The sequence below is a fragment of the Variovorax sp. MHTC-1 genome, assembly GCF_003984645.1.
GTDB lineage: Bacteria > Pseudomonadota > Gammaproteobacteria > Burkholderiales > Burkholderiaceae_C > Variovorax.
Genome location: NZ_RWKI01000003.1, coordinates 171,885 through 195,189 on the forward strand (window position 1 = coordinate 171,885; position 23,305 = coordinate 195,189).

Consider the following 23,305-nt stretch of genomic DNA (forward strand, 5'->3'; position numbering starts at 1 on the left):
CATTTTGAGAATTTCAAGCGCGCGCTGCAAGCGCCTAGGGTTTTGCCTAGGATGGTGCCCCTGCACGGCGTCCAAGATTCCAGTTGCCCAGCCATCTCACCCCACAACGGAGACAGCCACATGCAGGTTCCATTGACGGTCAACGGCCGCGAGGTCACGGTCGACGCGCCCCCCAACACCTTTCTCGTGCAGGCGCTGCGCGAGCATCTTCACCTGACCGGAACGCACGTGGGCTGCGACACCGCCCAGTGCGGCGCCTGCACCGTCCACGTCAACGGCCGCGCTGTCAAGTCATGCAACGTGCTGGTGGCGCAAGTGAGCGGCGCGAAGATCACGACCATCGAAGGCATCGCCCAGCCCGACGGCACCATGCACCCGATGCAGGCGGCCTTCAAGGAATGCCACGGCCTGCAATGCGGCTTCTGCACGCCGGGCATGGTGATGAGCGCGATCGACCTGTGCACGCACCATCCCAAAGCCAGCGAAACCGAGGTCCGCGAACTGCTGGACGGCAACATGTGCCGTTGCACCGGCTACCAGAACATCGTCAAGGCCGTGCAGATGGGCGGCGAGGCCATGGCCGCCGCACCGGTCAAAGCGGCTGCCACGGCATAAGGAGCAGCATCATGGGCGCACCCGATTTCGCCGGCCTGCCGCACATCGGCGAGGCACTCAAGCGCAAGGAAGACTACCGCTTCCTGACCGGCGCCGGCCAGTACACCGACGACGTGACGATGGCCAACCAGAGCCATGCCATCTTCCTGCGTTCGCCGCATGCGCACGCCAACATCAAGTCGATCGACACCGCCGCCGCCGAGAAGATGCCAGGCGTCGTCGGCATCTTCAGCGGCAAGGACATCGACGGCAAGATGGGCGGGCTGCCCTGCGGCTGGCTCATCAACAACCCCGACGGCACGCCGATGAAGGAGCCGCCGCATCCGATCCTCGCGATCGGGAAAGTGCGCTACGTGGGCGACCACGTCGCGATGGTGGTGGCCGAAACCGTGGAGCAGGCCAAGAACGCGGCCGAGGCGATCGTGGTCGACTACGAGGTGCTGCCCGCGCTGGTGAGCGTGGCCGACGCGGCGAAGAAGGCGAGCAGCGTCACCATCCACGAGTCCGCGCCCGACAACCAGTGCTACAAGTGGGCGCTGGGCGACAAGGCGGCGGTCGACGCCGCCTTCGCCAAGGCAGCGCACGTCACGAAGCTCGACCTGGTCAACAATCGGCTGGTGCCGAATCCGATGGAGCCGCGCGTCGCGATCGGCAGCTACAGCCGCGCGACCGAGGAATACACGCTCTACGTCGCCAACCAGAATCCGCACGTCGAACGCTTGTTGATGACGGCCTTCGTGCTCGGCCTGCCCGAGCACAAGGTGCGCGTGATCGCGCCCGACGTGGGCGGCGGCTTCGGCTCCAAGATCTTCCTCTACGCCGAGGACGTGGCGCTGACCTGGGCCGCCAAGCAGCTCAATCGCAGCATCAAGTGGACCGGCGACCGCTCCGAGTGCTTCCTGTCCGATGCGCATGGGCGCGACCATGTGAGCCACGCCGAGATGGCGCTGGACCAGGACGGCAAGTTCCTGGCACTGCGCGTGCACACCGACGCCAACCTGGGCGCATACCTCTCGACCTTCTCGACCGCGGTGCCGACCATTCTTTACGCGACGCTGCTCGCGGGGCAGTACACGACGCCGCAGATCTACGTCGAAGTCGACGCCTGGTTCACCAACACCGCGCCGGTCGATGCCTACCGCGGGGCCGGCCGGCCCGAGGCCACCTACCTGCTCGAGCGCCTGGTCTCGCGCTGCGCCTGGGAAATGAACCTGGGCCAGGACGAGATCCGCAAGCGCAACTTTATCACCACCTTCCCGTACCAGACGCCGGTGGCGCTGCAGTACGACACGGGCGACTTCCACGCTTCGATGGACAAGGCCAAGGAGCTGGCCGAGGTGGCCGGCTTCGCCGAGCGCAAGGCGGCGACCGAGGCCAAGGGCAAGCTGCGCGGCATCGGCTACTCGAGCTACATCGAGGCCTGCGGCATCGCGCCCTCGAACATCGCAGGTGCGCTCGGTGCGCGTGCCGGCCTCTTCGAGTGCGGCGAAATCCGCGTGCATCCGACCGGCAGCGTGACCGTGTTCACCGGCTCGCACAGCCACGGCCAGGGCCACGAGACCACCTTCGCGCAGGTCGTGGCGGCGCGCCTGGGCATCGCGGTCGAGGCGGTCGACGTGGTGCACGGCGACACCGGCCGCGTGCCCTTCGGCATGGGCACTTACGGCTCGCGCTCGATCTCTGTCGGCGGCGCGGCGATCATGAAGGCGCTCGACAAGATCGAGACCAAGGCCAAGAAGATCGCGGCTCACTTGATGGAGGCGAGCGATGCCGACGTCGAGTTCGCCAACGGCGAGTTCACCGTCAAGGGCACGGACAAGAAGATCCCCTTCGGCCAGGTCGCGCTCACGGCCTACGTGCCGCACAACTATCCGCTCGACAAGCTGGAGCCGGGGCTCAACGAGACCGCCTTCTACGATCCGACCAACTTCACCTTCCCGGGCGGCACCTACATCTGCGAGGTCGAGATCGACAAGGGCACGGGCGAAGTGAAGATCGACCGCTTCACCGCGGTCGACGACTTCGGCACCATCATCAACCCGATGATCGTCGAGGGCCAGGTGCACGGCGGGCTGGTGCAGGGCCTCGGCCAGGCGCTGATGGAGAACTGCGTCTACGACAACGAGAGCGGCCAGCTGCTGACCGGCAGCTTCATGGACTACGCGATGCCGCGGGCCGACGATTTCCCGATCTTCAAGGTGGCCACCACCTGCACGCCCTGCACCCACAACCCGCTGGGCACCAAGGGCTGCGGCGAAGCCGGCGCCATCGGCTCGCCGCCGGCGCTGATCAACGCCGTGCTCGACGCGCTGGCGCCGCTGGGCGTCAAGGACTTCGACATGCCGGCTTCGCCGCATCGCGTGTGGGAGGCGATGCAGAAGGGCAGCACGAGCCCGACGCAGCAACCGCAGCAGCCTCCGCTGACCGCCAGCACCCAGGGCCGCCCGGCCGCTTGACCATCGAAGGAACCACAACCATGTACGCCTTCACCCTCGAACGTCCCGCCAACGTCGCCGACGCAGCCAAGCTGGTCGCCGCCGGCGGCAAGGTGCTCGCCGGCGGCCAGACGCTGCTGGCCTCGATGAAGCTGCGCCTCTCGGCGCCCGAACAACTGGTCGACCTCGGCGGCATCAAGGAGCTCGTCGGCATCAAGAAGGAGGGCAATGCCTTCGTGATCGGTGCGATGACGCGCCACCTCGACGTCGGCAGCCATGCCGAGGTCAAGGCGGCTTTTCCCGCGCTGGCCTGGCTGGCCGACCACATCGGCGACCGGCAGGTGCGAGCCATGGGCACCATCGGCGGCTCGATCGCCAACAACGATCCGGCGGCCTGCTACCCGAGCGCGGTGCTGGCTTCCGGCGCGACCATCGTCACCAGCAAGCGCGAGATCGCGGCCGACGATTTCTTCCTCGGTCTCTTCACCACCGCGCTGGAAGAGGGCGAGCTCATCACCGCGATCCGCTTCCCGATCCCGAAGCGCGCCGCCTACGAGAAGCTGCGCCAGAAGGCCTCGAACTTCCCGCTGGTCGGCGTGTTCGTCACGCAGGGCGACAGCGGCGTGCGCGTCGCTGTCACCGGCGCGGGCAACGGCGTGTTCCGGCACAAGGGGCTGGAAGATGCGCTCGCGAAGAGTTTCTCCCCCGAAGCAGCGGCCGGCGTGAAGATCGACTCGAGCGATCTCAACAGCGACCTGCATGCCTCGGCAGCCTACCGTGCCAACCTGATCAACGTACTCACACAGCGCGCAGTGAAGAAGGCGCTCGCGTAGGGCCTGTTAGCCCATGAATCACCCCCGCGTGAGGCCCCACAGAGGGCCCAATCTAGGCGCCAAGCGGAACTGGGTTGCACACCCAGTGAGCATTGGCAACGACGAGTGGGCCCTCTGTGGGGCCTCACCCGGAGGGCCGGGGCGGCAAGGGGCGCATGGCGTCGTTGCGGTCCTTGCCCGGGGGGCGACCCCGGGCTGCGGCCCGCGCCTAGCCCTGCACCCCTTGCCGTCTCGGCGCGGGGGTGATTCACGGGCTAACAGGCCCTAAGCTGGACAGATGACAGACACCACGCCTGCAACGACCGCCCCCTTCAATACCATCGACGCGGTCGTGCAGGCGCTGGAAGGCGCCGCCTACTACGCCGACCGGCGGCTCGCGACGGCGGTCTTTCTCGCGCTCAAGCTGCAGCGTCCGCTGCTGCTGGAAGGCGAGCCCGGCGTCGGCAAGACCGAATTGGCCAAGGCGCTGGCCAGCGCATTGCAGCGCGAGCTGCTGCGCCTGCAGTGCTACGACGGCCTGGAGCAGCGCGAGGCGCTCTACGAGTGGAACTATGCGGCGCAGCTGCTGCACATGCGCGCGGCCGAGGCGCACGGCGCTTCGAGCGATGTCGAATCGGAGGTCTACCAGCCGCGCTACCTGATCCGCCGGCCGCTGCTGCAGGCCCTGCAGGCGCCGGCGCCGGGTGCCGTGCTGCTGATCGACGAGGTCGATCGCGCCGACGAGCCCTTCGAGGCCTTCCTGCTCGAGTACCTGGGCGAGTACCAGGTCAGCATTCCCGAGCTGGGCACGGTGCGGGCGCTGGTGCCGCCGGTCACCATCCTGACCAGCAACCGCACGCGCGAACTCAACGATGCCGTCAAGCGGCGCTGCCTCTACCACTGGCTGGACTACCCCGAGCGCGAGCGCGAGCTGGCCATCGTGCGCGCGCAGGTGCCGAAGGCGGGCGAGGTGCTCTCCGAACAGGTCGCCGCTTTCGTCGCGCGGCTGCGCAGCGCACCCTTTGCCAGCGCCTTCCAGCGTGCGCCAGGCATTGCCGAAAGCGTCGAATGGGCCCGGGCGCTGATCGCGCTCGACACCGTGGAGCTCGATCCCGAGATCGTGGTCGACACCGCGGGCATTCTCTTCAAGCAGCGCGACGACGTGGCGGCGCTGACGCATGAGCTGGCGTCCGAGCTGCTGAAGCCCAGCGAAGAAGAGCAGGCATGAACGCTCGCCGGTTTGTTCCAGGAACACCGCGGAACCGGCTTTGCCGCGTCGCTGGTGTTGCCCCTGCAAGGGGGAAGGCGCGCGCGACACGAAGTGCGCGAAGCCTGGGGGTGGGTTGATGATTCCGCAGTTGGGCGATGCGCGCCGGGGCAAGCTGGCCGGCAACATGATGGGCTTCGGCCGCGCGCTGCGCCGCGCCGGCGTGCGGACCGATTCGGCGCGCATTGCGCTCGCCGCCGAAGCCGCGACGCTGGTCGGCGTCGACAGCCGGTTCGATCTGGCGGCAGCGATGGAGGCCGTGATGATCAGCCGTGAGCAGGATCGCCTGGTGTTCCGCGAACTCTTCGATGCCTGGTTCCGCGATCCCGAACTCGCCAACAAGCTGCTCGCCCAGATGCTGCCGAGCGCCGAAGGCAAGGCCGAGCCTTCGAAACGCCGGCCGCGCGTGCGCGAGGCGCTCGCGGCGCCGCGCGATCCGGTCAGGCCCGCACAAACGGAGCGCGAGGTCGACTTCGACGCTGCGATGACGGCGAGCGATCGCCGGCGGGTGCACCACGCCGACTTCAACGCGCTCGGCGCCGCCGAGTACCGCCTGGTGGAGCGGCTGGCCCGCGACATCGCGCTGCCGGTGCCGGTGCTGCCCTCGCGCCGCCTGCGCGTGACCGGCGATGCCGGCGCGCATTCGCGCATGCACTGGCCGGGCGTCTGGCACGAGGCCGGGCGCACCGGCGGAGAGATGCTGCGCCTGCCGCGACTCTCGCGGCGCAAGCAGCCGCTGCCTTTGCTGGTGCTGGTCGATGTCTCCGGATCGATGGAGCGCTATGCGCGGCTGCTGCTGGCCTTTCTGCATGCGGCGACGCGCCGCGCCGGCCGCCGCGACGTGTTCGCCTTCGGCACCCAGCTGACCGACCTGACGCCGGCCTTCCGCATCGCGGATACCGACGCGATGCTGGCGGCAGCCGGCGAGGCCATCGCCGATTTCGCCGGCGGCACGCGCTTCGGCGCATCGCTCGGCGAACTGCGCGAGCGTCATGCGCGCCGCCTGACCGGCCGCCGCACGCTGGTGCTGGTGATCAGCGACGGCCTGGACACCGGCGAACCCGAAGCCCTGGAGCGCGAGCTGCTGTGGCTCAAGCGCCATTCGCGGCGCGTGCTGTGGCTCAATCCGCTGCTGCGCTACGAAGGCTATGCGCCGCTCGCGCGCGGCGCGGCCGTCCTGCACCGCCATGCAGACGCGATGCTCGCGGTCCACAATCTCGATGCACTCGAACAACTGGCCGCGAGCCTCGCGGCTCTGATGCGCTCCGGCCGATAGGCCAGCCAGACACACAAGGAACCACAATGGAAATGCTCGGCAACCGCCGGCTCGGCATCACGCAGCAGCAGGCCTGGGAGGCGCTCAACGATCCCGAGACGCTGAAGAAATGCATTCCCGGCTGCGACAAGTTCGAGGCCACGGGCGATGACCAGTACGCCGTGGCGCTCGCCCTCAAGATCGGCCCGGTGTCGGCCAAGTTCAACGGCAAGGTCGCGCTGGCCGAGATCATGCCGCCCGACAGCTACCGCCTCTCCTTCGAAGGACAGGGCGGCGTGGCGGGCTTCGCCAAGGGTTCGTCGAGCGTGACGCTGAGGCCGGTCGCCGATGGAACGCCCGGCTGCGAGCTCGACTACACGGTGCAGGCGCAGGTGGGCGGCAAGATCGCGCAGCTCGGGCAGCGCCTGATCGACGGCGCCGCCAAGTCGACGGCCGACGATTTCTTCAAGCGCTTCGAGGCCGAGATGCAGAGCCGCTACGGCCCGCCGCCCGCGGCGGCCGAGAGCACCGAGGCAGCGCCCGCTGCCGAGCCGGAGGAGAAGACCGGCGCGATGGCCGGCCTGATGCGCAAGATCGGCATCGGCAAAAAGTCCGACAAGCCGGCAGACGGCACGGACGAAAAGACGGACGCATAGGACCATGGAAAACCTCGACGTGATGGTCCTGCGCTCGCTGCGCGACTGGCGGCTCGCGGGACGGCGCGCGCTGCTCACGACCGTGGTGCGCACCTGGGGATCCTCGCCGCGGCCGATCGGCTCGATCATGGCGCTGGCGGAGGACGGCGCCGTCATCGGCTCGGTCTCGGGCGGCTGCATCGAAGACGACTTGATCGCGCGCTATAGCCGCGCGCACGGCGCACCGGGCGAGATGCCTTCGGGCACGCCGGCGCTGGTCAAGTACGGCATCACGGCGGATGAGGCGCACCGCTTCGGCCTGCCCTGCGGCGGTACGCTGGAACTGCTGCTCGAATACGACCCCGACGCCGCCTCGCTCGAAACGCTGGTGGCCGCGCTCGAAAAAGGGCGGCTGATGCAGCGGAGCGTGTCGCTGGCCGACGGCGCCGTGCGCGTGACCGAGGCGAGCGCGCCGGCAGAGCTCACGATCAGCGACGCCGAGCTGGTGAACACCTTCGGCCCCGAGTACCGCATGCTGCTGATCGGTGCCGGCCAGTTGGCCGAGTACCTGTCGACGATGGCGAAGTTCAGCGGCTTCGCGGTGACGCTGTGCGATCCGCGCACCGAATACCGCACCGCCTGGTCGGTGCCGGGCGTGACGCTGAGCACCGAGATGCCCGACGATGCAGTGAGCGCTTTCAAGCCCGATCGCCGCAGCTGCGTGGTCGCGCTCACGCACGACCCGAAGCTCGACGACTTGGCCCTGCTCGAGGCGCTGCAGAGCGAGGCCTTCTACGTCGGCGCGATCGGCTCGCGCCGCAATGCCCAGGCGCGGCGCGAACGCATGATCGAGCACTTCGAGCAGACCGAGGCATCGCTTTCGCGCCTGCGCGGCCCGATCGGCATCTACATCGGCAGCAAGACGCCGCCCGAGATCGCGGTGAGCGTGATGGCCGAGATCCTGGCGGTGAAGAACGGCGTCAGGCTGCCGCGCGAGACCGAGGTCGCGCATGCCAAGGAGGCCGCGGGCGCCCCCAAATAGAAGAAGCCGTCAGTGCCTGCGCAGGCCGGCGAGGAAGGTGGTGCTGCGGCCGAAGGCGCGCTGCATGTCCTTGGATTCGCGCGCTTCCATGCGGGACCTGGAGAAGAGGAAGGTCGCGGCCGCCAGTGCGAAGCACGCGCCGACCACGATCATCAATCCGGCGAAGGATCCCAGCCACCAGGCGAGGCCGAGGGTTGCGATGCTGGCGAGAAGAAGAGTGGTGCGCATGGGAGAGAGGCTAGCAGAGCCCGGGCCGAACCCGGTATGAACTATTGCTCGGAAGCCGTGGGCGCGGCAGCTTTCATTCTGCGCTGCCCAGCGGCGCGTCGGTAGTCCCGTCGAATGCGGCGAGCAGCACCGACGTCAGCTCATGCATGCCCGCGGTCGAAGGCCGCATCGGCAGCAGGTCCGGCGTGAAGCCGAGGGCCTCGAAGCGTTTCAGCAGTTGCGTGTCCGCGCTGATGATGTGGACCGGCACGTCCCACGAAGCGCCCGCGCCGCTCACGCTCGCCATCGGCTGGTGGTCGCCGATCACGATGGTGAGCAGCTGCCGCGGCGCGCGGCCCGACAGGTAGTCGCCCAGCCAGCGGAAGGTGTAGGCCAGCGATTCGACGTACGCGTGCACTGGCTGCAGCCACGAACCCGGCTGTGCGACGGCCTGCGCGACTTCGCCTGGCGTGTAGGCGTCGGCGCCCAGCAGGCGCTGCCAGTCGGGCACATAGGGCGCGATCGGGCGGAAAGGCGCATGGCTCGTCAGCGTCGGGAAGACAATGAAGCGCGGCGCGCGCTGCCCGGGAGCCTCCGCCAGTTCCTGCGCGTGCAGCAGCGCCATCGAGGCCTGGTCGGGAATGCGCCAGTAGCCGAAGGGCGGACCGCGATAGCCGATGCGGTCGCGGTCGGCATAGCGGTCGAAGCCGTAGAAGCTGCCTTCGGGCCAGGGCTTCTGCAGGCCCGGCATCCAGTTCACCGTGCGCCAGCCGCGGGTCTTGAAATGACGCACCAGCGTCGGCCGGTCGGTGGTCAGCAGCAGTTCGTAGGCGCCGGGATCCCGCGTGTCCACGCCGGAGAGCAGCGCCGCATGGGCCAGCCAGGAGGCGCCGCCGAATGTGGGGGAGCGCACGCGCGCCGAGACGACCTGCCGGCCGCCGGACGCCACCGCCTGCGCGAGCTGTGCGCGGGCCGGCGCGAGCGCGGCGGCCTGCTGCGGATCGTCGAGCGCCGTGACGCCATAGGACTCGGCAAAGATCAGCAGCACGTCGGCGCCGCGCAGGCCTGCGAGCGAGCTGTGCTCGAAGGCCGGGCTGGTCGAGAGCTGCGAAGCCGCCTGGCCGGGCAGCAGCTGGCCGGCCAGGATCTCCGCCTGCTGCGCAAGAATGGGCGCGACCGGCATCGAAAAGAACCAGCGCGTGTCGCGCCCGCCGAGGCCATGCGCGGCAAAGCTCGCGAAGAGCAGCAGGCCGACGAGGCCGATCGCGGGCCGCGGCCGCGGCCGGGCCAGTTCGTGTGCGATCGCACGCCAGCATCGCCATGCCAGGCCGTACAGCAGCACAGGGATGGCCAACGCTGCCAGCGCTGCCAGGCCGATCTGCCATGCTGCGAGCTCGCCCATGCGCAGCACGTCGAGCGCGTGCCTGCTGTCCCAGTAGAGATTGATCTGCCGGCCGAACACGGCCGACACTGTCACGTCGAAATAGCGCGCGACCATCCAGAAGGCAGTGACGCCCGCCAGCAGGCGCAGCATGCGCGCGCCAGCCTGCCCGCGCCAGGACACCCAGGCCGTGAGCGCGAGCAGCACCATGGCGAGCTCGAAGGACAGGCGCAGCGCCGGACGCGGCCACAGCCCCGGCCCGTGGTTCTCCATCGTCAGCAGCGCATTGAGCAGCAGCAGCGGCAGGGCGAAGCGCAGCAGCCATCCGCCCCAGGTGACGGGCCTCATTTGCGCTTGGCCTCGAACTCGATGATGAGCGGCACCTCGTCGCCGACCCAGCCGTTGCTGACGGCGTAGTTCATCCCGTAGCTGCTGCGCTTGAAGCTGCCGCGCGCGGACACGCCCATCACGTAGCTCTTCTCGATCGGAGAGGGCCCGCTCTTGTTCCAGGTCGCGGCGAGCGTCAGCGGCTGGGAGCGGCCCAGCAGCTCGAGCTGGCCGGGAATTTCGAAGGTGCGCTCGCCGGTGCGCTTGGCGCCGGCCGCGGTGAACACCATGCGCGGGAACTCGGCGGTATTGAGGAAGTCGGCGCTCTTCAGGTGCTGGTCGCGCTTGGCGAAATTGCTGAAGACGCTCTGGGTGTCGACCTCGATGCGCACATTGCTGAGCGTGGCCGTGGCCTCGTCGAAGCTGTAGCTGCCGCGCGCCGCGCGGAACATGCCCAGCACCTTGGCGTAACCGATGTGATCGGCCAGGAAGGCGATGGTGAGGTGCTCGGGATCGAGCTCGTAGCGTGCGGCCTCGGCGCGCGCGGGCAGGGCGTTCGCCATGAGGCATGACACGATCAGGGCGTACGGCAGACGGGTAGCGAGTGCTTTCATGAGGCAGGCTCCAGTGAGGATGCGCGATGGCGGATCAGCCACGCGATGTCGATCGCAAAAGACGCAGCGAGCGCGGCCAGGCTCGCGGCCGCGATGGCCCGGCTCCAGGGCAGCGCGATGATCGGCCCGAGGCAGACGAGCAGGCTGGTGATCTGCGCCACGCACACCGCCTTGCGCCGCTGGCTCGGCGCGAGCGGCCGCGCCAGCCAGGGCCAGGGCTTCATCGCCAGCACGAAGGCGTAGCGCATCAGGCCGGCAGCCAGGATCCAGGCGCCGGCCTTGTCGAAGTGGAACACCAGCAGGCTCAGCACCAGGACCAGCAGGGCATCGGTCTCCATGTCGAAGCGCGCGCCGAATTCGCTGGCCAGACCGTTGCGGCGCGCGATCGGGCCATCGACGGCATCGAGCAGCGCGGCGGTGGTTCCCGCCACGACGACGCACCAAGCCATCGCTTCGGCATCGGCCAGCGGCTCGCCGATGCAGGCCGAGATCAGCGCGACGAGCGCGAGACGCGCCAGCGTCACGCGGTTGGCGGCGCCGAAGCGCGCGTTCGGCGCATGGGCCGGCAGGCCGTGCAGCACCCACGCGAAGGCGGCCGCAAAGACGGCGGCTGCCTTGAGCTTGAACCAGGGACTGAGTTCGCCCAGCACCGTGAGCCCGCCGGCCGCCACGGCCAGCAGCAGGAAGCAGGGCACGGCCTCGCGCCAGGCATCGCGCCGCAGCGCCGCGAGCCGGCCCGCGCCGAGTGCGGGGCCATCGGCAGGAGGATGAGTGAGCATCGTCATAAGATCCGTTGCATGCCAGCATATCCCTCCCGCGCCGCTCCTGCCGAGTCCTGGGCCTGCTGGATCGAGGCGCCGGGCCGGGCCGGCATCCGGCGCGCTGCCTTCGATGCGCCCAGTCCCGAAGAGGTGCAGGTTCGGGCGCTGCACAGCGGCATCAGCCGCGGCACCGAGCTGCTGGTGTTCGGCGGCGATGTGCCCGCCAGCGAATTCGAGCGCATGCGCGCGCCCTTCCAGGAAGGCGAATTTCCAGCGCCGGTGAAGTACGGCTATGCGAGCGTCGGCACGGTCGAGCAAGGGCCCGAGGCGCTTCTGGGCCGCGAGGTGTTCTGCCTCTATCCGCACCAGACCCGCTACGTGGTGCCGGCCGACGCCGTGCACCTGCTGCCCGAGGGCCTGCCGCCCGCACGCGCGGTGCTGGCGGCCAACATGGAGACCGCCGTCAATGCACTGTGGGACGCGGCGCCGCGGGTCGGCGACCGCATCGCCGTCGTGGGCGCGGGCGTGGTCGGCCTGCTGGTGGCGTGGCTGGCCGGGCGCATGCCGGGTTGCGCGGTCGAGGTGATCGACACCCATCCCGCGCGCCGCGTGGTGGCAGAAGGGCTGGGCGTGGCTTTCGCCAGTCCGCAGGCTGCGAGTCCCGATGCCGACCTGGTGCTGCATGCCAGTGGCAGCGCAGCGGGCCTGGCCACGGCGCTGCGCCTGGCCGCGTTCGAGGCCACGGTGCTGGAGCTGAGCTGGTACGGGCAGCGCGCGGTGACGCTGCCGCTGGGCGAAGCCTTCCATTCGCGCCGCCTCACGCTCAAGAGCTCGCAGGTCGGCCAGGTGGCCACGGCGCAGCGCGCGCGCTGGAGCCATCGGCGGCGCATGGCGCTGGCGCTCTCGCTGCTGCGCGAGCCGGCGCTCGATGCGCTCGTCACCGACAGCGCGCCTTTCGCCGAGCTGCCGGCGGTGCTCGGCCGGCTCGCCGCCGGCGCGCCGGATACCTTGTGCCACCGCATCGACTACCCCTGACCCCCTTCACCTGGAAAGACTTCGCATGTACAGCGTCAACGTCCGCGACCATTTCATGATTGCCCACAGCTTCCGCGGCCAGGTCTTCGGCCCCGCGCAGCGCCTGCATGGGGCGACCTATGTGGTGGATCTCGAACTGCGCCGCGCCGAGCTCGATGCCGACGGCGTGGTGGTCGACATCGCGCTCGCCACCGAGGTGTTGCGCAGCGTGCTGGGCGAGCTCAACCTGCGCAACCTCGACGACGACCCGGCCTTCGAGGGGCGCAACACCACCACGGAATTCATGGCGCGCGTGATCTTCGACCGCGTCGCCGCGCGCATCGCGGCCGGTGAACTCGGCCCGCATGCCGGCGGCCTGGCGGGCATGCGCGTGAAGTTGAACGAATCGCACGTGGCCTGGGCGGCCTACGAGGGCACACTTTGACGATCAAGCGTTGCAGCTTCCTGGTGCCGGGTGACCTGAACACGCGCACCGGCGGCTACACCTACGACCGCCGCATCATCGACGGCCTGCGCGCGCAGCAGTGGGAGGTCGAGGTCCGGACCTTGGGCGAAGGCTATCCGGCACCCGATGCGGCAGCGCTTGCGCAGGCCGGCCGTGCGGCCGATGCCTTGCCCGATGGTTCGCTGGCGGTGGTCGACAGCCTCGGCTTCGGCGTCTTGCCCGATCTGGCGCAACGGCATGCGGAACGGCTTTGCTGGATCGCGCTGGTGCATCACCCGTTGTCGCTGGAGACCGGCCTCGACGCGGCGCAGCAGCGTGCCTTGTTCGAAAGCGAGCGGCGTGCGCTGGCCAGCGCGCGTGGCGTGATCGTCACCAGCCCTTCCACGGCGCGAGCGCTGGCGGCTTTCGACGTCCCCGCTTCGCGCATCGTGGTGGTCGAGCCCGGCACCGAGCCGGCCCCCTTGGCTGCCGGCTCCGGCGACGGCGCCTTGTCGCTGCTGTGCGTGGCGACCGTGACGCCGCGCAAGGGGCATGCCCTGCTGATCGAAGCGCTGGCCGGGTTGAAGAACAGGCGCTGGACGCTGCATTGCGCCGGCAGCCTGGTCATGGACGCCGCATGCGCATCGTCATTGATGCAGGCCATCGAAGATCACGGCCTGCGCGAACGCGTCGTGCTGCATGGCGAGCAGGACGAGGCGGGCCTGCGCGCGCTCTATGCGAAGGCCGATGCCTTCGTTCTGCCCTCGTTCCATGAAGGCTACGGCATGGCCCTTGCGGAGGCGCTGGCGCACGGCCTGCCGGTGATCAGCACCCGCGCGGGCGCCATTCCGGACACGGTGCCGGCCGATGCGGGGATGCTGGTGCCGCCCGGCGACGCGATCGCGCTGCGTGCCGCGTTGCAGCGGCTGGTGGACGATGCGGCGTGGCGCGCCCAACTCAGTGCCGGCGCGCAAATGGCCCGAGGCCGCCTGCCGACCTGGTCTCAGAGCAGCGTGCGCTTTGCATCGGCGCTTGCCGATTTCCGGCAGCAGGCCGGAGGCGCATGACAGGCTTCAGCACCGACTGGCTCGCGCTGCGCGAGCCCTTCGATCGCACGGCGCGCAGTGCGTCGGCGGCGCTTCTGGATCTGCAGGCTGCGGCGGTCCGGCTGCGCGGCGACGATCCGGTCTTGCACGTGATCGACCTGGGCTGCGGCACCGGCGCCAATCTGCGCGAGTTGGCACCGCGACTCGGCGGCGCCCAGCAGTGGCTGATGGTCGACGACGACCCGTGCCTGCTGGCGGCGCTGCCGGAATCGATCGAAGCGCCGGGATGGCATGCGAACGTGCGTCCGATCCATCTCGACCTCGCGCTGGCGCTCGACGCCGTGCCTTTCGAAGAAGCCCGGCTCGTCACCGCCTCCGCGCTGCTGGACCTCGTGTCCGCCTCGTGGCTCGATGCGCTGCTTGACCATGTGCGGGCGGCGAACGTGGCCGCGCTCTTCGCGCTGAACGTCGATGGTCGGGCTGCGTGGGAGCCCGGCCTGGCGGGCGACGCGGAGGTCCATGAACTGTTCGCCGCCCATCAACGGCGCGACAAGGGTTTCGGGCCCGCGCTCGGCGGCGAAGCAGCGGCGCTGGCCGTCGCCCGCCTCGATGCGATGGGCTACCGCGTCACGCAGGCGCAGAGCGACTGGTGCATCGAGGAGCCGGGCATGTTGCGAGCGATGATCGAAGGCATGGCCGACGCGGCGCTGGAACAGGATCCGTCTGCGCAGGAGCGCGTCGGCGCATGGAAGGCGCGGCGGCTTGCGCTTGTCGATCGCACGTGCTTGCGCATCGGACATCTGGACATCCTGGCGTTGCCTTAGGGCCTGTTAGCGCTATTTGCGGGGTCGCGAAGGCCTGCCAGGGCGGGCCAATCAAGGCGCGCGACGCCGTGCGTGCGTCGGCACGCACAAGGAGCGCAACGCCGAGTGGCGCGCCCTGGCAGGCCTTCCCTTCGGGTTGCCCAGCCAAGGAGCCGTCTGCGGCGTTGCCCGCGCTTGCAAGGCGCAAGCCTTGCAAGCGCGGGCGCCTGGCATCCAGCCCCTTGGCTGGGCAACGCGATCCCCGCAAATAGCGTTATTTAACAGGCCCTACCCGGGATCCCGCAAATCCAGATCCCACAGCACATCCGCCCCCATGCGAAAAACCCGGCTCGCGGGGCGCGCGCAATCGCGCATCGATGCGCTTTGCGGCAGCAGCAGGCCGGGGCGCCCGCCGCCGATCAGCACCGGCGCGACGCTGAGGTGCAGCCGGTCCATGCAGCCCTGCGCGATGAAGTGCGAGACCGTGACGCCGCCGCCTTCGACGAACAGCACGCGCAGGCCGCGTTGCTGCAGCGCAGGGAGCAGTGCGCGCAAGTCCATCGCGCCCTTGGCGTCCATCAGACCCGGCACGCCCAGCACCTGATCGGCACCCACGCGCTGCGCCGCTTCGGCCTCGCGTGCTGCATCGCAGACGAGCAGGGTCGACGCCTGGCGATCCGTGAAGACGCGCAGCGTGGGCGCAAGGCGCAGGCCCGGATCGAGCACGACGCGTACCGGATTCGCACCCGCCACCCGGCGCGTCGTGAGCTGCGGGTTGTCGATGGCCGCGCTGCCGGAGCCCACGATGACCGCATCGCTGAGGGCGCGCAGCCGGTGCAGATGCAGCAGCACCTGCTCACCATTCACGTAGCTGGAATCGCCGCCGCGCGTGGCGATGCAGCCGTCGAGGCTCTGGCCCAGCTGGCCGATGACCCAGGGCGCGCCGTCGGGCGGCCGATCGAGCAGGGGTTGGAGCAGCGCGAGCAGCTCGATCGCTTCGTCGTCCCAATCGTCGTCCGCCACCAGCGGCGTCGCCTGCGGCTGGCCGCTGCGGCGACGCCGGGCGATGTCCAGGCACAGCGGCCACAGCCCTTGCACGCCGAACCTGCGGGGCTGGGTCGTGCTCATGAGCGGGCGCGGGTTGTGGGCATTCACCACCTGGGCTTGTAATAAGGGTCGTCCATGTTAGCGGCGGGCGTGTCGACCCCGCCCCAGTAGGCCAGTGCCAGCGCGGCGGCCACCCAAAGGGCTGCCACCGCGGCGACGATCAGCGTTTCGACCCAGGATCGGCCTTCGCCGCGCCGCAGGCGCCGATGCCCCCATCGCACCAGTGAGCCGGAAGTGAAGCACGCCGCCAGCAGCAGCAGCGCGCCCGGCGGGGCCGGCGTCAGCAGTGCCGTGGCCTGCGCCAGCGCCAGCCAGGCCAGCAGCGCGACGACAGCGCCGCTGGCGCCGAAAGCGATGCGCCCCACAGGCCAGAGCCACAGCGCGCAGCCCGCCAGCGCGGCGCCCAGCGCGAGGCTCAACTCGAACAGCAGGGCGGAGCCGGACATCATCGCGAGCGCGGCCAGCCCGAAGCTCGCAAGCACCAGCATCGCGATCGCATCGGCACGCCGCGGGGCTTCCTTCAGCACGGCGCGGATCACCGCCAGGCCCAGCAGCCAGACACCGATCTTGAGTGGGAGCGGTTGCCAGGCCAGGACCGCCAGCACCAGCGCCCACAGGATGCCGGCTGCCAGCCACTGCACGCGCCGGCCGGCGCGCATGGCTTCCAGGCCGAGGCCCAGCAGCGCAGCCGCCGCATAGACCCACGGCAGCTTCTCGGTCAGCGCGCCCGGCATCAGCCGCCAGCCCAGCACCCACAGCACGGTGCAGATGATCGCTATCGCGACGCCCGCCGCCGCCCAGCGCGCACCCTGGACCGGGCCGAGCACGCCGCGCAGAAGCCCGGTTGCCGCGAATGCAATGCAAAGCGGCAGCGCCAGGCTCTGGAACAGCGGGTGGTGGAAGTCCATCCCTACGGTTATGCAGGTGCAATGCCGATTCAGTCAACGCTGGCATCTCGGGGCGAAACGCCCTGTGCCAGTGCTGCATCGTGCTGCGCGACGAGTGCGCGGCCAAAGGCTTCGCGCCGCTGCAGGCGTTGCCAGTAGGCGGTCACGGCGGCGGGAAACTGCGCAGCCAAGCCCAGCTTGTCGGCCAGCATCAGCGCGTAGCCGACCGAGATGTCGGCGGCGGTGAAACGTCCCGCGCTGAGGAAGTCTTGCTGCTGCATCGTCGCATCGATACCGCGCAGCCGGGCCAGGAACCAGCGCGTGTAGTCCTCGGCCGCCTGCGGCAGCTTGCGCTCGTCGGGCTCGAAGCGGGCGTAGCGCAGAACGATGGTCTGCGGGAAGGTCAGCGTGGCTTCGCCCTGGTGCAATCCGTTGAGCCAGGCACCGAAGCCGGGCTCGTGCGGCCGCACGGCCAGGCCGCGCAGGTTGTCGGGGTCGAATCGCTCGGCCAGGTACTGGCAGATCGCGGCGGACTCGGTCATGCGCGTCTCGCCGTCGATCAGGTAGGGAATGGTGCCGAGCGGATTGATTTCCAGATAGCTGCGCTGCAAGACGCGCGGCGGGAAGGGCAGCATGCGCAGCTCGTAGGGCGCGCCCAGCTCTTCGAGCATCCACAGCGGGCGGAAGGAGCGGGCGCTGACACAGTGGTAGAGGACGACCATGGGCGCACTCTACATGTTGCCGTTGCTACAGTACGGAAGCGCTGCCAGCGCAGCGACAGAAAAGGAAACATGGACTCGAACATCGTGATCATCGGCGGCGGCCATGCCGCCGCACAACTGTGCGCCGGCCTGGCGGAGGCGGGGCAGGGCGCCCGCGTGCACCTGGTGTGCGAGGAGAGCTCGATTCCCTATCACCGGCCTCCGCTGTCCAAGACCTTCCTCAAGAGTCCGGACGAGGCGCCGCAGCTCCACCGCGCCGAGGCGTGGTATGCCGAGGCCGGGATCACGATGCACCTGGGCGACCCGGCGCTTGCAATCGATCGCGCGGCGCGCACCGTCACGCTGCGTTCGGGCGCCGTGCTCGGCTGGGAACGGCTGGTGCTCGCCACCGGTACCCGCGCACGCCGCCTGCCGGCGCTGGTGGGGCTCGAGAACGTGGCACTGCTGCGCGCCGCCGACGAAGCCGCGCAGCTGCGCTCGATGCTGATGGCGGCGCAGCAGGTCACGGTGCTCGGAGGCGGCTTCATCGGCCTCGAGGTGGCGGCGACGGCGCTGGCGCTCGGCAAGCGCGTGAGCGTGCTGGAGAGCGCGCCGCGGCTCTTGAGCCGTGCCGTGTCGCCCGCGCTGTCAGAGCATGTGCTCGCGACCCATCGCGCCGCGGGCATGGACATCCGGATCGGCGTGCAATGCGGCGCCTGGCAGACCGAGGGCCGGCGCCTCGCGGCGATCGAGGTCGATGGCGCGGCCCAGCCGGTCGACCTGCTGATGCTCGGCATCGGCGCCGTGCCGGAGACCGCGCTCGCGCAGGCCGCCGGGCTCGAATGCGCCGACGGGATCGTGGTCGATGCCTACATGCAGACCAGCGACGAGGCGGTGCTCGCGGTCGGCGACTGCACGCGCTTTCCGGATCGGCGCGCGGGCCAGGCCTTGCGGCTGGAGTCGGTGCAGAACGCCAACGACCAGGCGCGGACAGCAGTCGCCACTTTGACCGGCGCGGCGCGCCCGCACGATGCGGTGCCGTGGTTCTGGTCGGATCAGGGCAGCCTGCGCTTGCAGATGGCGGGGCTGGTACCGGCCGAAGGCACGGCCGGGGCAAGCACGGTGCGGCGTCCGGGCGCCAACCCGGCTTCGTTCTCGCTGCTGCACTACGTGGACGGCGTGCTGCGCTGCGTCGAGTCGGTCAACACGCCGGTGGACCACATGATGAGCCGCAAGCTGCTGGAGGCCGGACGCAGCCCGGACCCGGCGGTTGCAGCCGACCCCGCCGTGCCCTTGAAGACGCACCTGGCCTGAGCGGCTAGGGCCTGTTAACGCTATTTGCGGGGTCGCGAAGGCCTGCCAGGGCGGGCCAATCAAGGCGCGCGACGCCGTGCGTGCGTTGGCACGCACAAGGAGCGCAACGCCGAGTGGCGCGCCCTGGCAGGCCTTCCCTTCGGGTTGCCCAGCCAAGGGGCCGTCTGCGGCGTTGCCCGCGCTTGCAAGGCGCAAGCCTTGCTGCGCGCGGGCGCCTTGCATCCAGCCCCTTGGCTGGGCAACGCGATCCCCGCAAATAGCGTTAACAGGCCCTAGCTCGCCATGCTGCGGCGCCGCGCGGGCGCGGCGCTCCTGCGCAGCTCGGCGTCCATCACGCGGGTTCCGGCCGCGAGCGCGGCCTCGTAGGTGTCGGCGCCGTATTCCGCCGATTTCAGAACCTTCCGCGGCGCGCCTTCGGTGTCGGTTTCGAGCAGCGTCCAGACGAAGGATCCGGGCGCCGGCTCATCGATGGTGAGTTTGATCGGATTTTTCATGGCCCACTCATCCTGGTCGCCGAGGTCCTCGATTTCTGTAGGCGAAGACCGATCGTCGCGCCGGTTACATCGGCCTCACGCCCTGGCCGGTTCTTCTTCGGCCGCGCGGCTTGGCGACGCGGTACGCAGCAGCAGCACGCCGAGCAGGCCTGCGGCTGCCGCAAAGACGGCACCGACGAAGAAGGCCATGTGATAGCCGCCGTTGAGCGCCGCCAGCGCATGCGCCCCCGAGGCCGCGAGGCTGTCGGTGCGTGCCGAGGCAAGGCTGGCGAGCACCGCGAGCCCCAACGCGCCGCCCATCATGAAAGACGTGTTGACGACGCCCGAAGCAAGGCCAGATTCGCTCGGCGCGACATCGCTCATCGCGACCAGCAACATCGGGTTGAGCGCAATGCCGGCGCCGAGGCCGAGCAGCGTCATGCCTGGCATCACGTCGAGCAGGAAGCTGCCGTCCACCGGCGCGCGGGCGAACAGCGCCAGTCCAGCGGCTGCCAGCAGCAGCCCGAATGCGAGCGGCCCGCGGTTGCCGAAGCGCATCACCAGCTTGGCCGAGAGGCCGAGCGAGAAGGCCGCCATGATGAGGTTGGCCGGCAGGAAGGCGAGGCCCACCTGCATCGGGCTGTAGCCCAGCACCAGTTGCATGTAGAGCGCAGAGATGAAGAACCACGCGAACATCGCCGCAGCCCACAGCACGCCCATCACGTTGGCGACGGACACGTTGCGCAGCCGGAACAGGCGCAACGGCATCAGCGGATGGCGCACGCGCGCCTCGATGGCGATGAAGACCGCCAGCAGTGCCGCCGCGATGCCGAGCAGGCCCAGCGTCTGCGTCGAAGTCCAGCCGATCTCGTTGCCGTTGACGATCGCATACACCGCCAGCATCAACGAAAGCGTGACGCTCACCGCGCCGCCGACGTCGAGCTTCTCGCCGGCCGCATGCCCCGGCAGGTGCGGCAGCAGCGCGAGGCACAGCCCATAGACCGCCACGCCGATCGGCAGGTTGACGAGAAAGATCCAGTGCCAGCTGAGCGCGTCGGTCAGCAGCCCGCCCAGCAGCACCCCGATGCTGCCGCCGCCGGCGCACACGAAGCCATAGACGCCCATTGCCTTGGCGCGTTCGGCCGGTTCGGTGAACAGGTTCATGATGAGCGACAGCGCGACCGCCGAGACCACCGCGCCGCCCAGGCCCTGCACCGCGCGCGCGGCGACCAGCAGGGCTTGCGAGTTCGAGAGGCCGCAGGCCAGCGAGGCGACGGTGAACAGCGTGATGCCGAGCAGGAACAGCCGCCGATGCCCGAACAGATCGCCCAGCCGGCCGCCCAGGAGCAGGAAGCCGCCGAAGGTGAGCATGTAGGCGTTCACCACCCAGACCAGCGAGGTCTCGGAGAAGCCGAGATCGGTGCGGATCGAGGGCAGCGCCACGTTCACGATCGTGGTGTCGAGCACGATCATCAGCACGCCGAGACAGAGAACCATGAGTGCCAGCCAGCGCCGGCGGCCTTCGATGTGCCGGCTCATCCCTGCTTCTCCGCGGTTGTATAAGGATTGGCCAGCAGCACGACGATGGCGATGAGGATGGTCTTGAGCATGAAAAAGAATACCGTTCAGTCGACGAGAAAGCCGCAGCTGAGGTTGGCGACGGTGCCGGTGATGGCGCCGGCGTAGCCGGAGGCCAGGAACACCGCCGTGTTCGCCACCTCGTCCAGCGTCGGCAGACGTTTCAGCAGCGTGCCGGCGGCCGCGCCTGCGAGCATCTGGTCGATGCCGAGGCCCGTGCGTTCGGCCATGGGACGGAACACCTCTCGCGTGTGCGAAGTCGCCACCGCCTCTGGAATCGCATGGGGCCGCATGCAGACAACCCGGATGCCCTGCGCACCGAGCTCGCCTGCCAGGTGGCGCGACATCGCCTCGACCGCTGCGCTCGCCACGCAGTTTCCCATGTACCCGGGTCCCGGCAGGCGGGCCCCCGGCGTCGAGAGGGTGAGAATCACGCCAGAACCCTTCTGGACCATGTGTCGTGCCACGGCCTGCGCGGTGATGAAGTTGCTGCGCGTGTAGACGCCGATCGGGTACTCGTAGTCCTGCAGCGAGAGGTCTGCGAAAGGCGTGCCCTGGACATGCGCGACGCCGATGGCATTCAACGCGATGTCGATGCCGCCCGCCTTCTGCGCCACGGCATCGGCATGCCGATCGACCGCTTGCGCGTCGAGGGCATCGACCGCCGCGCTTTCCGCCGCGCCGCCCGCGGCCTGGATGTCCGCCGCCACAGCTTGGAGCCGGGCCATCGTAAGGCCGGCGAGAAACACCTTGGCACCTTCCCGGGCAAAGGCGCGTGCGACTGCACCGCCGATGGCGCCTCCAGCACCGTGGATCACTGCAACCTTGTCGGCAAGCAGCATGCGTATCTCCTCGGGTTTGTGTACACCATCCACAAACCATAGCAGAGATACTGGACGGTGTCCACATGCACCGTCCTACGAGTTTTCGGAATGCCGCCGAGCGCCGTCGCAGGCGCGCGGCTACCTAGTAGCGATAGGGGTTGTTCGGGCGGCGGTCGTAGCGATTGGGCACGCCGTCGTTGTCGCGGTCGCGGTCGTAGCGGTTGGGCACGCCGTCGCGGTCGTTGTCCCCCCAGCCGCGGCGGCGGTGATCCCAACGACCATCGCCGTGCCCACGGTACGGCTGACCGTAGTGAGGCCGCCCGTAGTAGACATGCGGCGGCGGAGGCGGTGCCGGAACCACGATCACGCGGTGCGGATAGCGCTCGCCGTACTCGGCATGGGCCGGAACGGTGATCGCGCCGAGCGACAGCATGGCGGCGGCGCCAAGTGCGAAAGTGATCTTTCTCATGCGAGTTCCTCGTGGTTGGAAGGAGCCTTCATCGTGCTCCCGCCATGTGAAGCAGGCGTAAGGCGCAAGCGAAATCTTGTATATCCCTGTGTCGCCCCGGTGGTCGTCCCTGCACCCTTAACGTCGCTTTGCAATTTTTGCTTACATGTAGTTAAAATGTATTACATGAACACCGAGCGCGACAACTTTCACGATTGGGCAAGGGACAAGCCGGACACCTCGTTCGACACGCTTGCGCGACCCGATCTGCGCGATGCCCCGGATCCCCGTGCGGTGCGTTGGGGACGGCTCGTGGTTCTGGCGCTGCTGGTGGTGGCGCTCATCGTCGGCTTCAAGTGGCTCGCCGGACTCTAGGTCTCCCCAAAGTCATAGAGCGGCATTACTCTTCCTGCGGTTCGTTCGAACCCTGCCAGCCTCTACGCTTGGCAGGGCGTCGCATCACAAACCCCGGAGAGCAAATCATGAGCCACACCATCACCGTCCAAGACGGCACGCAGATCTACTACAAGGATTGGGGGGCGGGCCAGCCGGTCGTCTTCTCGCACGGTTGGCCGCTGACGGCCGACGCCTGGGACGCCCAGATGGTGTTCCTCGGCGAGCGCGGCTATCGCGTCATCGCCCACGACCGGCGCGGCCACGGCCGCTCCAGCCAGCCCTGGAACGGCAACGACATGGACACCTACGCCGACGACCTCGCCGAGCTGATGAACAAGCTCGACATCAAGGACGCCGTGATGGTGGGCCATTCGACCGGCGGCGGCGAGGTGACGCGCTACATCGGCCGCCACGGCACGAAGCGCGTCGCCAAGGCCGTGCTGCTGGGCGCCGTGCCGCCGCTGATGCTGAAGACAGCGGCCAATCCGGGCGGCCTGCCGCTCGAGGTCTTCGACGGCATCCGCGCCGGCGTCACGGCCGACCGCTCGCAATTCTTCAAGGACCTGACCGTCCCCTTCTACGGCGCCAACCGGCCGAACGCCAAGGTTTCGCAGGGCCTGCGCGATTCGTTCTGGCTGCAAGGCATGATGGGCGGGCACAAGGGCCTGCTGGACTGCATCAAGCAGTTCTCCGAAACCGACTTCACCGAAGACCTCAAGAAGATCGACGTGCCGACCTTGATCGCGCATGGCGACGACGACCAGATCGTGCCGATCGGCGCCTCGGCCATGCTGTCGTCCAAGCTGGTCAAGGGCGCCACGCTGAAGGTCTATCCCGGTGCATCGCACGGGCTGGCCAGCACGCATGCCGAACAGTTCAACGCCGATCTGCTGGCCTTCATCAAGGGTTGATCCCGCC

At 69.1% G+C, this 23,305-nt stretch carries 25 protein-coding genes; 14 read left to right on the forward strand and 11 right to left on the reverse strand.

What is annotated here, in order from left to right:
* Positions 1 to 120: 120 nt before the first annotated feature.
* From EJI01_RS06550 to EJI01_RS06580, 7 genes are all read left to right on the forward strand, one after another.
* On the forward strand, positions 121 to 615 hold the full coding sequence (locus EJI01_RS06550; RefSeq protein ID WP_126836321.1) for a (2Fe-2S)-binding protein: 495 nt from the start codon (positions 121 to 123) through the stop codon (positions 613 to 615).
* 11 nt (positions 616 to 626) lie between these two features.
* Complete coding sequence (locus EJI01_RS06555) at positions 627 to 3,071, forward strand: xanthine dehydrogenase family protein molybdopterin-binding subunit (protein ID WP_126836322.1); 2,445 nt, start codon at positions 627 to 629, stop codon at positions 3,069 to 3,071.
* A gap of 20 nt (positions 3,072 to 3,091) precedes the next feature.
* Positions 3,092 to 3,883: an FAD binding domain-containing protein gene (locus EJI01_RS06560; RefSeq protein ID WP_126836323.1), complete on the forward strand. Its 792-nt coding sequence runs from the start codon at positions 3,092 to 3,094 to the stop codon at positions 3,881 to 3,883.
* Positions 3,884 to 4,160: 277 nt separating this feature from the next.
* Entirely contained in the window at positions 4,161 to 5,090 is a 930-nt protein-coding gene (locus EJI01_RS06565; protein WP_126836324.1) for an AAA family ATPase, read from the forward strand.
* A 118-nt stretch (positions 5,091 to 5,208) separates the two neighbouring features.
* Positions 5,209 to 6,405, forward strand: a complete 1,197-nt coding sequence (locus tag EJI01_RS06570) for a vWA domain-containing protein (RefSeq protein ID WP_126836325.1) — start codon at positions 5,209 to 5,211, stop codon at positions 6,403 to 6,405.
* 26 nt (positions 6,406 to 6,431) lie between these two features.
* Complete coding sequence (locus EJI01_RS06575; RefSeq protein ID WP_126836326.1) at positions 6,432 to 7,040, forward strand: CoxG family protein; 609 nt, start codon at positions 6,432 to 6,434, stop codon at positions 7,038 to 7,040.
* Positions 7,041 to 7,044: 4 nt separating this feature from the next.
* Positions 7,045 to 8,061: an XdhC family protein gene (locus tag EJI01_RS06580; RefSeq protein WP_126836327.1), complete on the forward strand. Its 1,017-nt coding sequence runs from the start codon at positions 7,045 to 7,047 to the stop codon at positions 8,059 to 8,061.
* A gap of 9 nt (positions 8,062 to 8,070) precedes the next feature.
* Here EJI01_RS06580 and EJI01_RS06585 read toward each other — a convergent pair whose 3' ends face one another.
* From EJI01_RS06585 to EJI01_RS06600, 4 genes are all read right to left on the reverse strand, one after another.
* Positions 8,071 to 8,289, reverse strand: coding sequence for a hypothetical protein (locus EJI01_RS06585; protein ID WP_126836328.1), 219 nt, complete (start codon positions 8,287 to 8,289; stop codon positions 8,071 to 8,073).
* Positions 8,290 to 8,362: 73 nt separating this feature from the next.
* On the reverse strand, positions 8,363 to 9,997 hold the full coding sequence (locus EJI01_RS06590) for a hypothetical protein (protein WP_126836329.1): 1,635 nt from the start codon (positions 9,995 to 9,997) through the stop codon (positions 8,363 to 8,365).
* Positions 9,994 to 10,590 carry a YceI family protein gene (locus EJI01_RS06595; protein ID WP_126836330.1) on the reverse strand — a complete coding sequence of 199 codons (597 nt, stop codon included), beginning with the start codon at positions 10,588 to 10,590 and terminating at the stop codon, positions 9,994 to 9,996. The genes EJI01_RS06590 and EJI01_RS06595 overlap by 4 nt, the downstream gene beginning before the upstream one ends.
* Positions 10,587 to 11,369 carry a CDP-alcohol phosphatidyltransferase family protein gene (locus EJI01_RS06600; protein ID WP_185878844.1) on the reverse strand — a complete coding sequence of 261 codons (783 nt, stop codon included), beginning with the start codon at positions 11,367 to 11,369 and terminating at the stop codon, positions 10,587 to 10,589. The genes EJI01_RS06595 and EJI01_RS06600 overlap by 4 nt, the downstream gene beginning before the upstream one ends.
* Before the next feature lie 18 nt (positions 11,370 to 11,387).
* Between EJI01_RS06600 and EJI01_RS06605 the strand changes: the two genes are divergently transcribed.
* The 4 genes from EJI01_RS06605 to EJI01_RS06620 are packed head-to-tail and all read left to right on the forward strand — an operon-like array spanning position 11,388 to position 14,680.
* Positions 11,388 to 12,386: a zinc-dependent alcohol dehydrogenase gene (locus EJI01_RS06605; RefSeq protein WP_126836332.1), complete on the forward strand. Its 999-nt coding sequence runs from the start codon at positions 11,388 to 11,390 to the stop codon at positions 12,384 to 12,386.
* 25 nt (positions 12,387 to 12,411) lie between these two features.
* Positions 12,412 to 12,810 (forward strand): 6-pyruvoyl trahydropterin synthase family protein, encoded by a 399-nt coding sequence (locus EJI01_RS06610; protein WP_126836333.1) that lies wholly within the window; start codon positions 12,412 to 12,414, stop codon positions 12,808 to 12,810.
* Positions 12,783 to 13,877 (forward strand): glycosyltransferase family 4 protein, encoded by a 1,095-nt coding sequence (locus EJI01_RS06615; RefSeq protein ID WP_260602369.1) that lies wholly within the window; start codon positions 12,783 to 12,785, stop codon positions 13,875 to 13,877. The genes EJI01_RS06610 and EJI01_RS06615 overlap by 28 nt, the downstream gene beginning before the upstream one ends.
* The gene (locus EJI01_RS06620; protein ID WP_126836335.1) at positions 13,874 to 14,680 is read left to right on the forward strand and encodes a class I SAM-dependent methyltransferase; all 807 of its coding nucleotides are present in this window, start codon (positions 13,874 to 13,876) and stop codon (positions 14,678 to 14,680) included. The genes EJI01_RS06615 and EJI01_RS06620 overlap by 4 nt, the downstream gene beginning before the upstream one ends.
* Positions 14,681 to 14,947: 267 nt before the next feature.
* Here EJI01_RS06620 and EJI01_RS06625 read toward each other — a convergent pair whose 3' ends face one another.
* Genes EJI01_RS06625 through EJI01_RS06635 form a run of 3 tightly spaced genes read right to left on the reverse strand, consistent with a single transcriptional unit; the run spans position 14,948 to position 17,375 of the window.
* Complete coding sequence (locus EJI01_RS06625; RefSeq protein WP_126836336.1) at positions 14,948 to 15,787, reverse strand: RibD family protein; 840 nt, start codon at positions 15,785 to 15,787, stop codon at positions 14,948 to 14,950.
* A gap of 23 nt (positions 15,788 to 15,810) precedes the next feature.
* Positions 15,811 to 16,674 (reverse strand): hypothetical protein, encoded by an 864-nt coding sequence (locus EJI01_RS06630; RefSeq protein ID WP_126836337.1) that lies wholly within the window; start codon positions 16,672 to 16,674, stop codon positions 15,811 to 15,813.
* 29 nt (positions 16,675 to 16,703) lie between these two features.
* Positions 16,704 to 17,375 (reverse strand): glutathione S-transferase family protein, encoded by a 672-nt coding sequence (locus EJI01_RS06635; RefSeq protein WP_126836338.1) that lies wholly within the window; start codon positions 17,373 to 17,375, stop codon positions 16,704 to 16,706.
* A 69-nt stretch (positions 17,376 to 17,444) separates the two neighbouring features.
* On the opposite strand from EJI01_RS06635, the gene EJI01_RS06640 reads away from it, so the two are divergent.
* Entirely contained in the window at positions 17,445 to 18,668 is a 1,224-nt protein-coding gene (locus tag EJI01_RS06640) for an NAD(P)/FAD-dependent oxidoreductase (RefSeq protein WP_126836339.1), read from the forward strand.
* Positions 18,669 to 18,940: 272 nt separating this feature from the next.
* Here EJI01_RS06640 and EJI01_RS06645 read toward each other — a convergent pair whose 3' ends face one another.
* From EJI01_RS06645 to EJI01_RS06660, 4 genes are all read right to left on the reverse strand, one after another.
* A complete protein-coding gene (locus tag EJI01_RS06645) occupies positions 18,941 to 19,162 on the reverse strand; it encodes a hypothetical protein (RefSeq protein ID WP_126836340.1) in 222 nt (73 codons plus the stop codon).
* A 75-nt stretch (positions 19,163 to 19,237) separates the two neighbouring features.
* Complete coding sequence (locus EJI01_RS06650; protein WP_126836341.1) at positions 19,238 to 20,680, reverse strand: DHA2 family efflux MFS transporter permease subunit; 1,443 nt, start codon at positions 20,678 to 20,680, stop codon at positions 19,238 to 19,240.
* 86 nt (positions 20,681 to 20,766) lie between these two features.
* Positions 20,767 to 21,561, reverse strand: a complete 795-nt coding sequence (locus tag EJI01_RS06655) for an SDR family NAD(P)-dependent oxidoreductase (RefSeq protein WP_126836342.1) — start codon at positions 21,559 to 21,561, stop codon at positions 20,767 to 20,769.
* A 124-nt stretch (positions 21,562 to 21,685) separates the two neighbouring features.
* Complete coding sequence (locus EJI01_RS06660) at positions 21,686 to 22,012, reverse strand: thrombospondin type 3 repeat-containing protein (RefSeq protein ID WP_126836343.1); 327 nt, start codon at positions 22,010 to 22,012, stop codon at positions 21,686 to 21,688.
* Between the two features lie 165 nt (positions 22,013 to 22,177).
* Here EJI01_RS06660 and EJI01_RS06665 point away from each other — a divergent pair, with 165 nt between their 5' ends.
* Entirely contained in the window at positions 22,178 to 22,366 is a 189-nt protein-coding gene (locus tag EJI01_RS06665; RefSeq protein WP_126836344.1) for a hypothetical protein, read from the forward strand.
* A 107-nt stretch (positions 22,367 to 22,473) separates the two neighbouring features.
* Positions 22,474 to 23,298: an alpha/beta fold hydrolase gene (locus tag EJI01_RS06670; RefSeq protein ID WP_126836345.1), complete on the forward strand. Its 825-nt coding sequence runs from the start codon at positions 22,474 to 22,476 to the stop codon at positions 23,296 to 23,298.
* Positions 23,299 to 23,305: the final 7 nt, after the last annotated feature.

Bases quoted from the DNA above. Each gene is read 5' to 3' on its own strand.
- EJI01_RS06550 (WP_126836321.1), top strand. From the start codon at position 121: ATGCAGGTTCCATTGACGGTCAACGGCCGCGAGGTCACGGTCGACGCG.
- EJI01_RS06555 (WP_126836322.1), top strand. From the start codon at position 627: ATGGGCGCACCCGATTTCGCCGGCCTGCCGCACATCGGCGAGGCACTC.
- EJI01_RS06560 (WP_126836323.1), top strand. From the start codon at position 3,092: ATGTACGCCTTCACCCTCGAACGTCCCGCCAACGTCGCCGACGCAGCC.
- EJI01_RS06565 (WP_126836324.1), top strand. From the start codon at position 4,161: ATGACAGACACCACGCCTGCAACGACCGCCCCCTTCAATACCATCGAC.
- EJI01_RS06570 (WP_126836325.1), top strand. From the start codon at position 5,209: ATGATTCCGCAGTTGGGCGATGCGCGCCGGGGCAAGCTGGCCGGCAAC.
- EJI01_RS06575 (WP_126836326.1), top strand. From the start codon at position 6,432: ATGGAAATGCTCGGCAACCGCCGGCTCGGCATCACGCAGCAGCAGGCC.
- EJI01_RS06580 (WP_126836327.1), top strand. From the start codon at position 7,045: ATGGAAAACCTCGACGTGATGGTCCTGCGCTCGCTGCGCGACTGGCGG.
- EJI01_RS06585 (WP_126836328.1), bottom strand. From the start codon at position 8,289: ATGCGCACCACTCTTCTTCTCGCCAGCATCGCAACCCTCGGCCTCGCC.
- EJI01_RS06590 (WP_126836329.1), bottom strand. From the start codon at position 9,997: ATGAGGCCCGTCACCTGGGGCGGATGGCTGCTGCGCTTCGCCCTGCCG.
- EJI01_RS06595 (WP_126836330.1), bottom strand. From the start codon at position 10,590: ATGAAAGCACTCGCTACCCGTCTGCCGTACGCCCTGATCGTGTCATGC.
- EJI01_RS06600 (WP_185878844.1), bottom strand. From the start codon at position 11,369: ATGCTCACTCATCCTCCTGCCGATGGCCCCGCACTCGGCGCGGGCCGG.
- EJI01_RS06605 (WP_126836332.1), top strand. From the start codon at position 11,388: ATGCCAGCATATCCCTCCCGCGCCGCTCCTGCCGAGTCCTGGGCCTGC.
- EJI01_RS06610 (WP_126836333.1), top strand. From the start codon at position 12,412: ATGTACAGCGTCAACGTCCGCGACCATTTCATGATTGCCCACAGCTTC.
- EJI01_RS06620 (WP_126836335.1), top strand. From the start codon at position 13,874: ATGACAGGCTTCAGCACCGACTGGCTCGCGCTGCGCGAGCCCTTCGAT.
- EJI01_RS06625 (WP_126836336.1), bottom strand. From the start codon at position 15,787: ATGAGCACGACCCAGCCCCGCAGGTTCGGCGTGCAAGGGCTGTGGCCG.
- EJI01_RS06630 (WP_126836337.1), bottom strand. From the start codon at position 16,674: ATGGACTTCCACCACCCGCTGTTCCAGAGCCTGGCGCTGCCGCTTTGC.
- EJI01_RS06635 (WP_126836338.1), bottom strand. From the start codon at position 17,375: ATGGTCGTCCTCTACCACTGTGTCAGCGCCCGCTCCTTCCGCCCGCTG.
- EJI01_RS06640 (WP_126836339.1), top strand. From the start codon at position 17,445: ATGGACTCGAACATCGTGATCATCGGCGGCGGCCATGCCGCCGCACAA.
- EJI01_RS06645 (WP_126836340.1), bottom strand. From the start codon at position 19,162: ATGAAAAATCCGATCAAACTCACCATCGATGAGCCGGCGCCCGGATCC.
- EJI01_RS06650 (WP_126836341.1), bottom strand. From the start codon at position 20,680: ATGAGCCGGCACATCGAAGGCCGCCGGCGCTGGCTGGCACTCATGGTT.
- EJI01_RS06655 (WP_126836342.1), bottom strand. From the start codon at position 21,561: ATGCTGCTTGCCGACAAGGTTGCAGTGATCCACGGTGCTGGAGGCGCC.
- EJI01_RS06660 (WP_126836343.1), bottom strand. From the start codon at position 22,012: ATGAGAAAGATCACTTTCGCACTTGGCGCCGCCGCCATGCTGTCGCTC.
- EJI01_RS06665 (WP_126836344.1), top strand. From the start codon at position 22,178: ATGAACACCGAGCGCGACAACTTTCACGATTGGGCAAGGGACAAGCCG.
- EJI01_RS06670 (WP_126836345.1), top strand. From the start codon at position 22,474: ATGAGCCACACCATCACCGTCCAAGACGGCACGCAGATCTACTACAAG.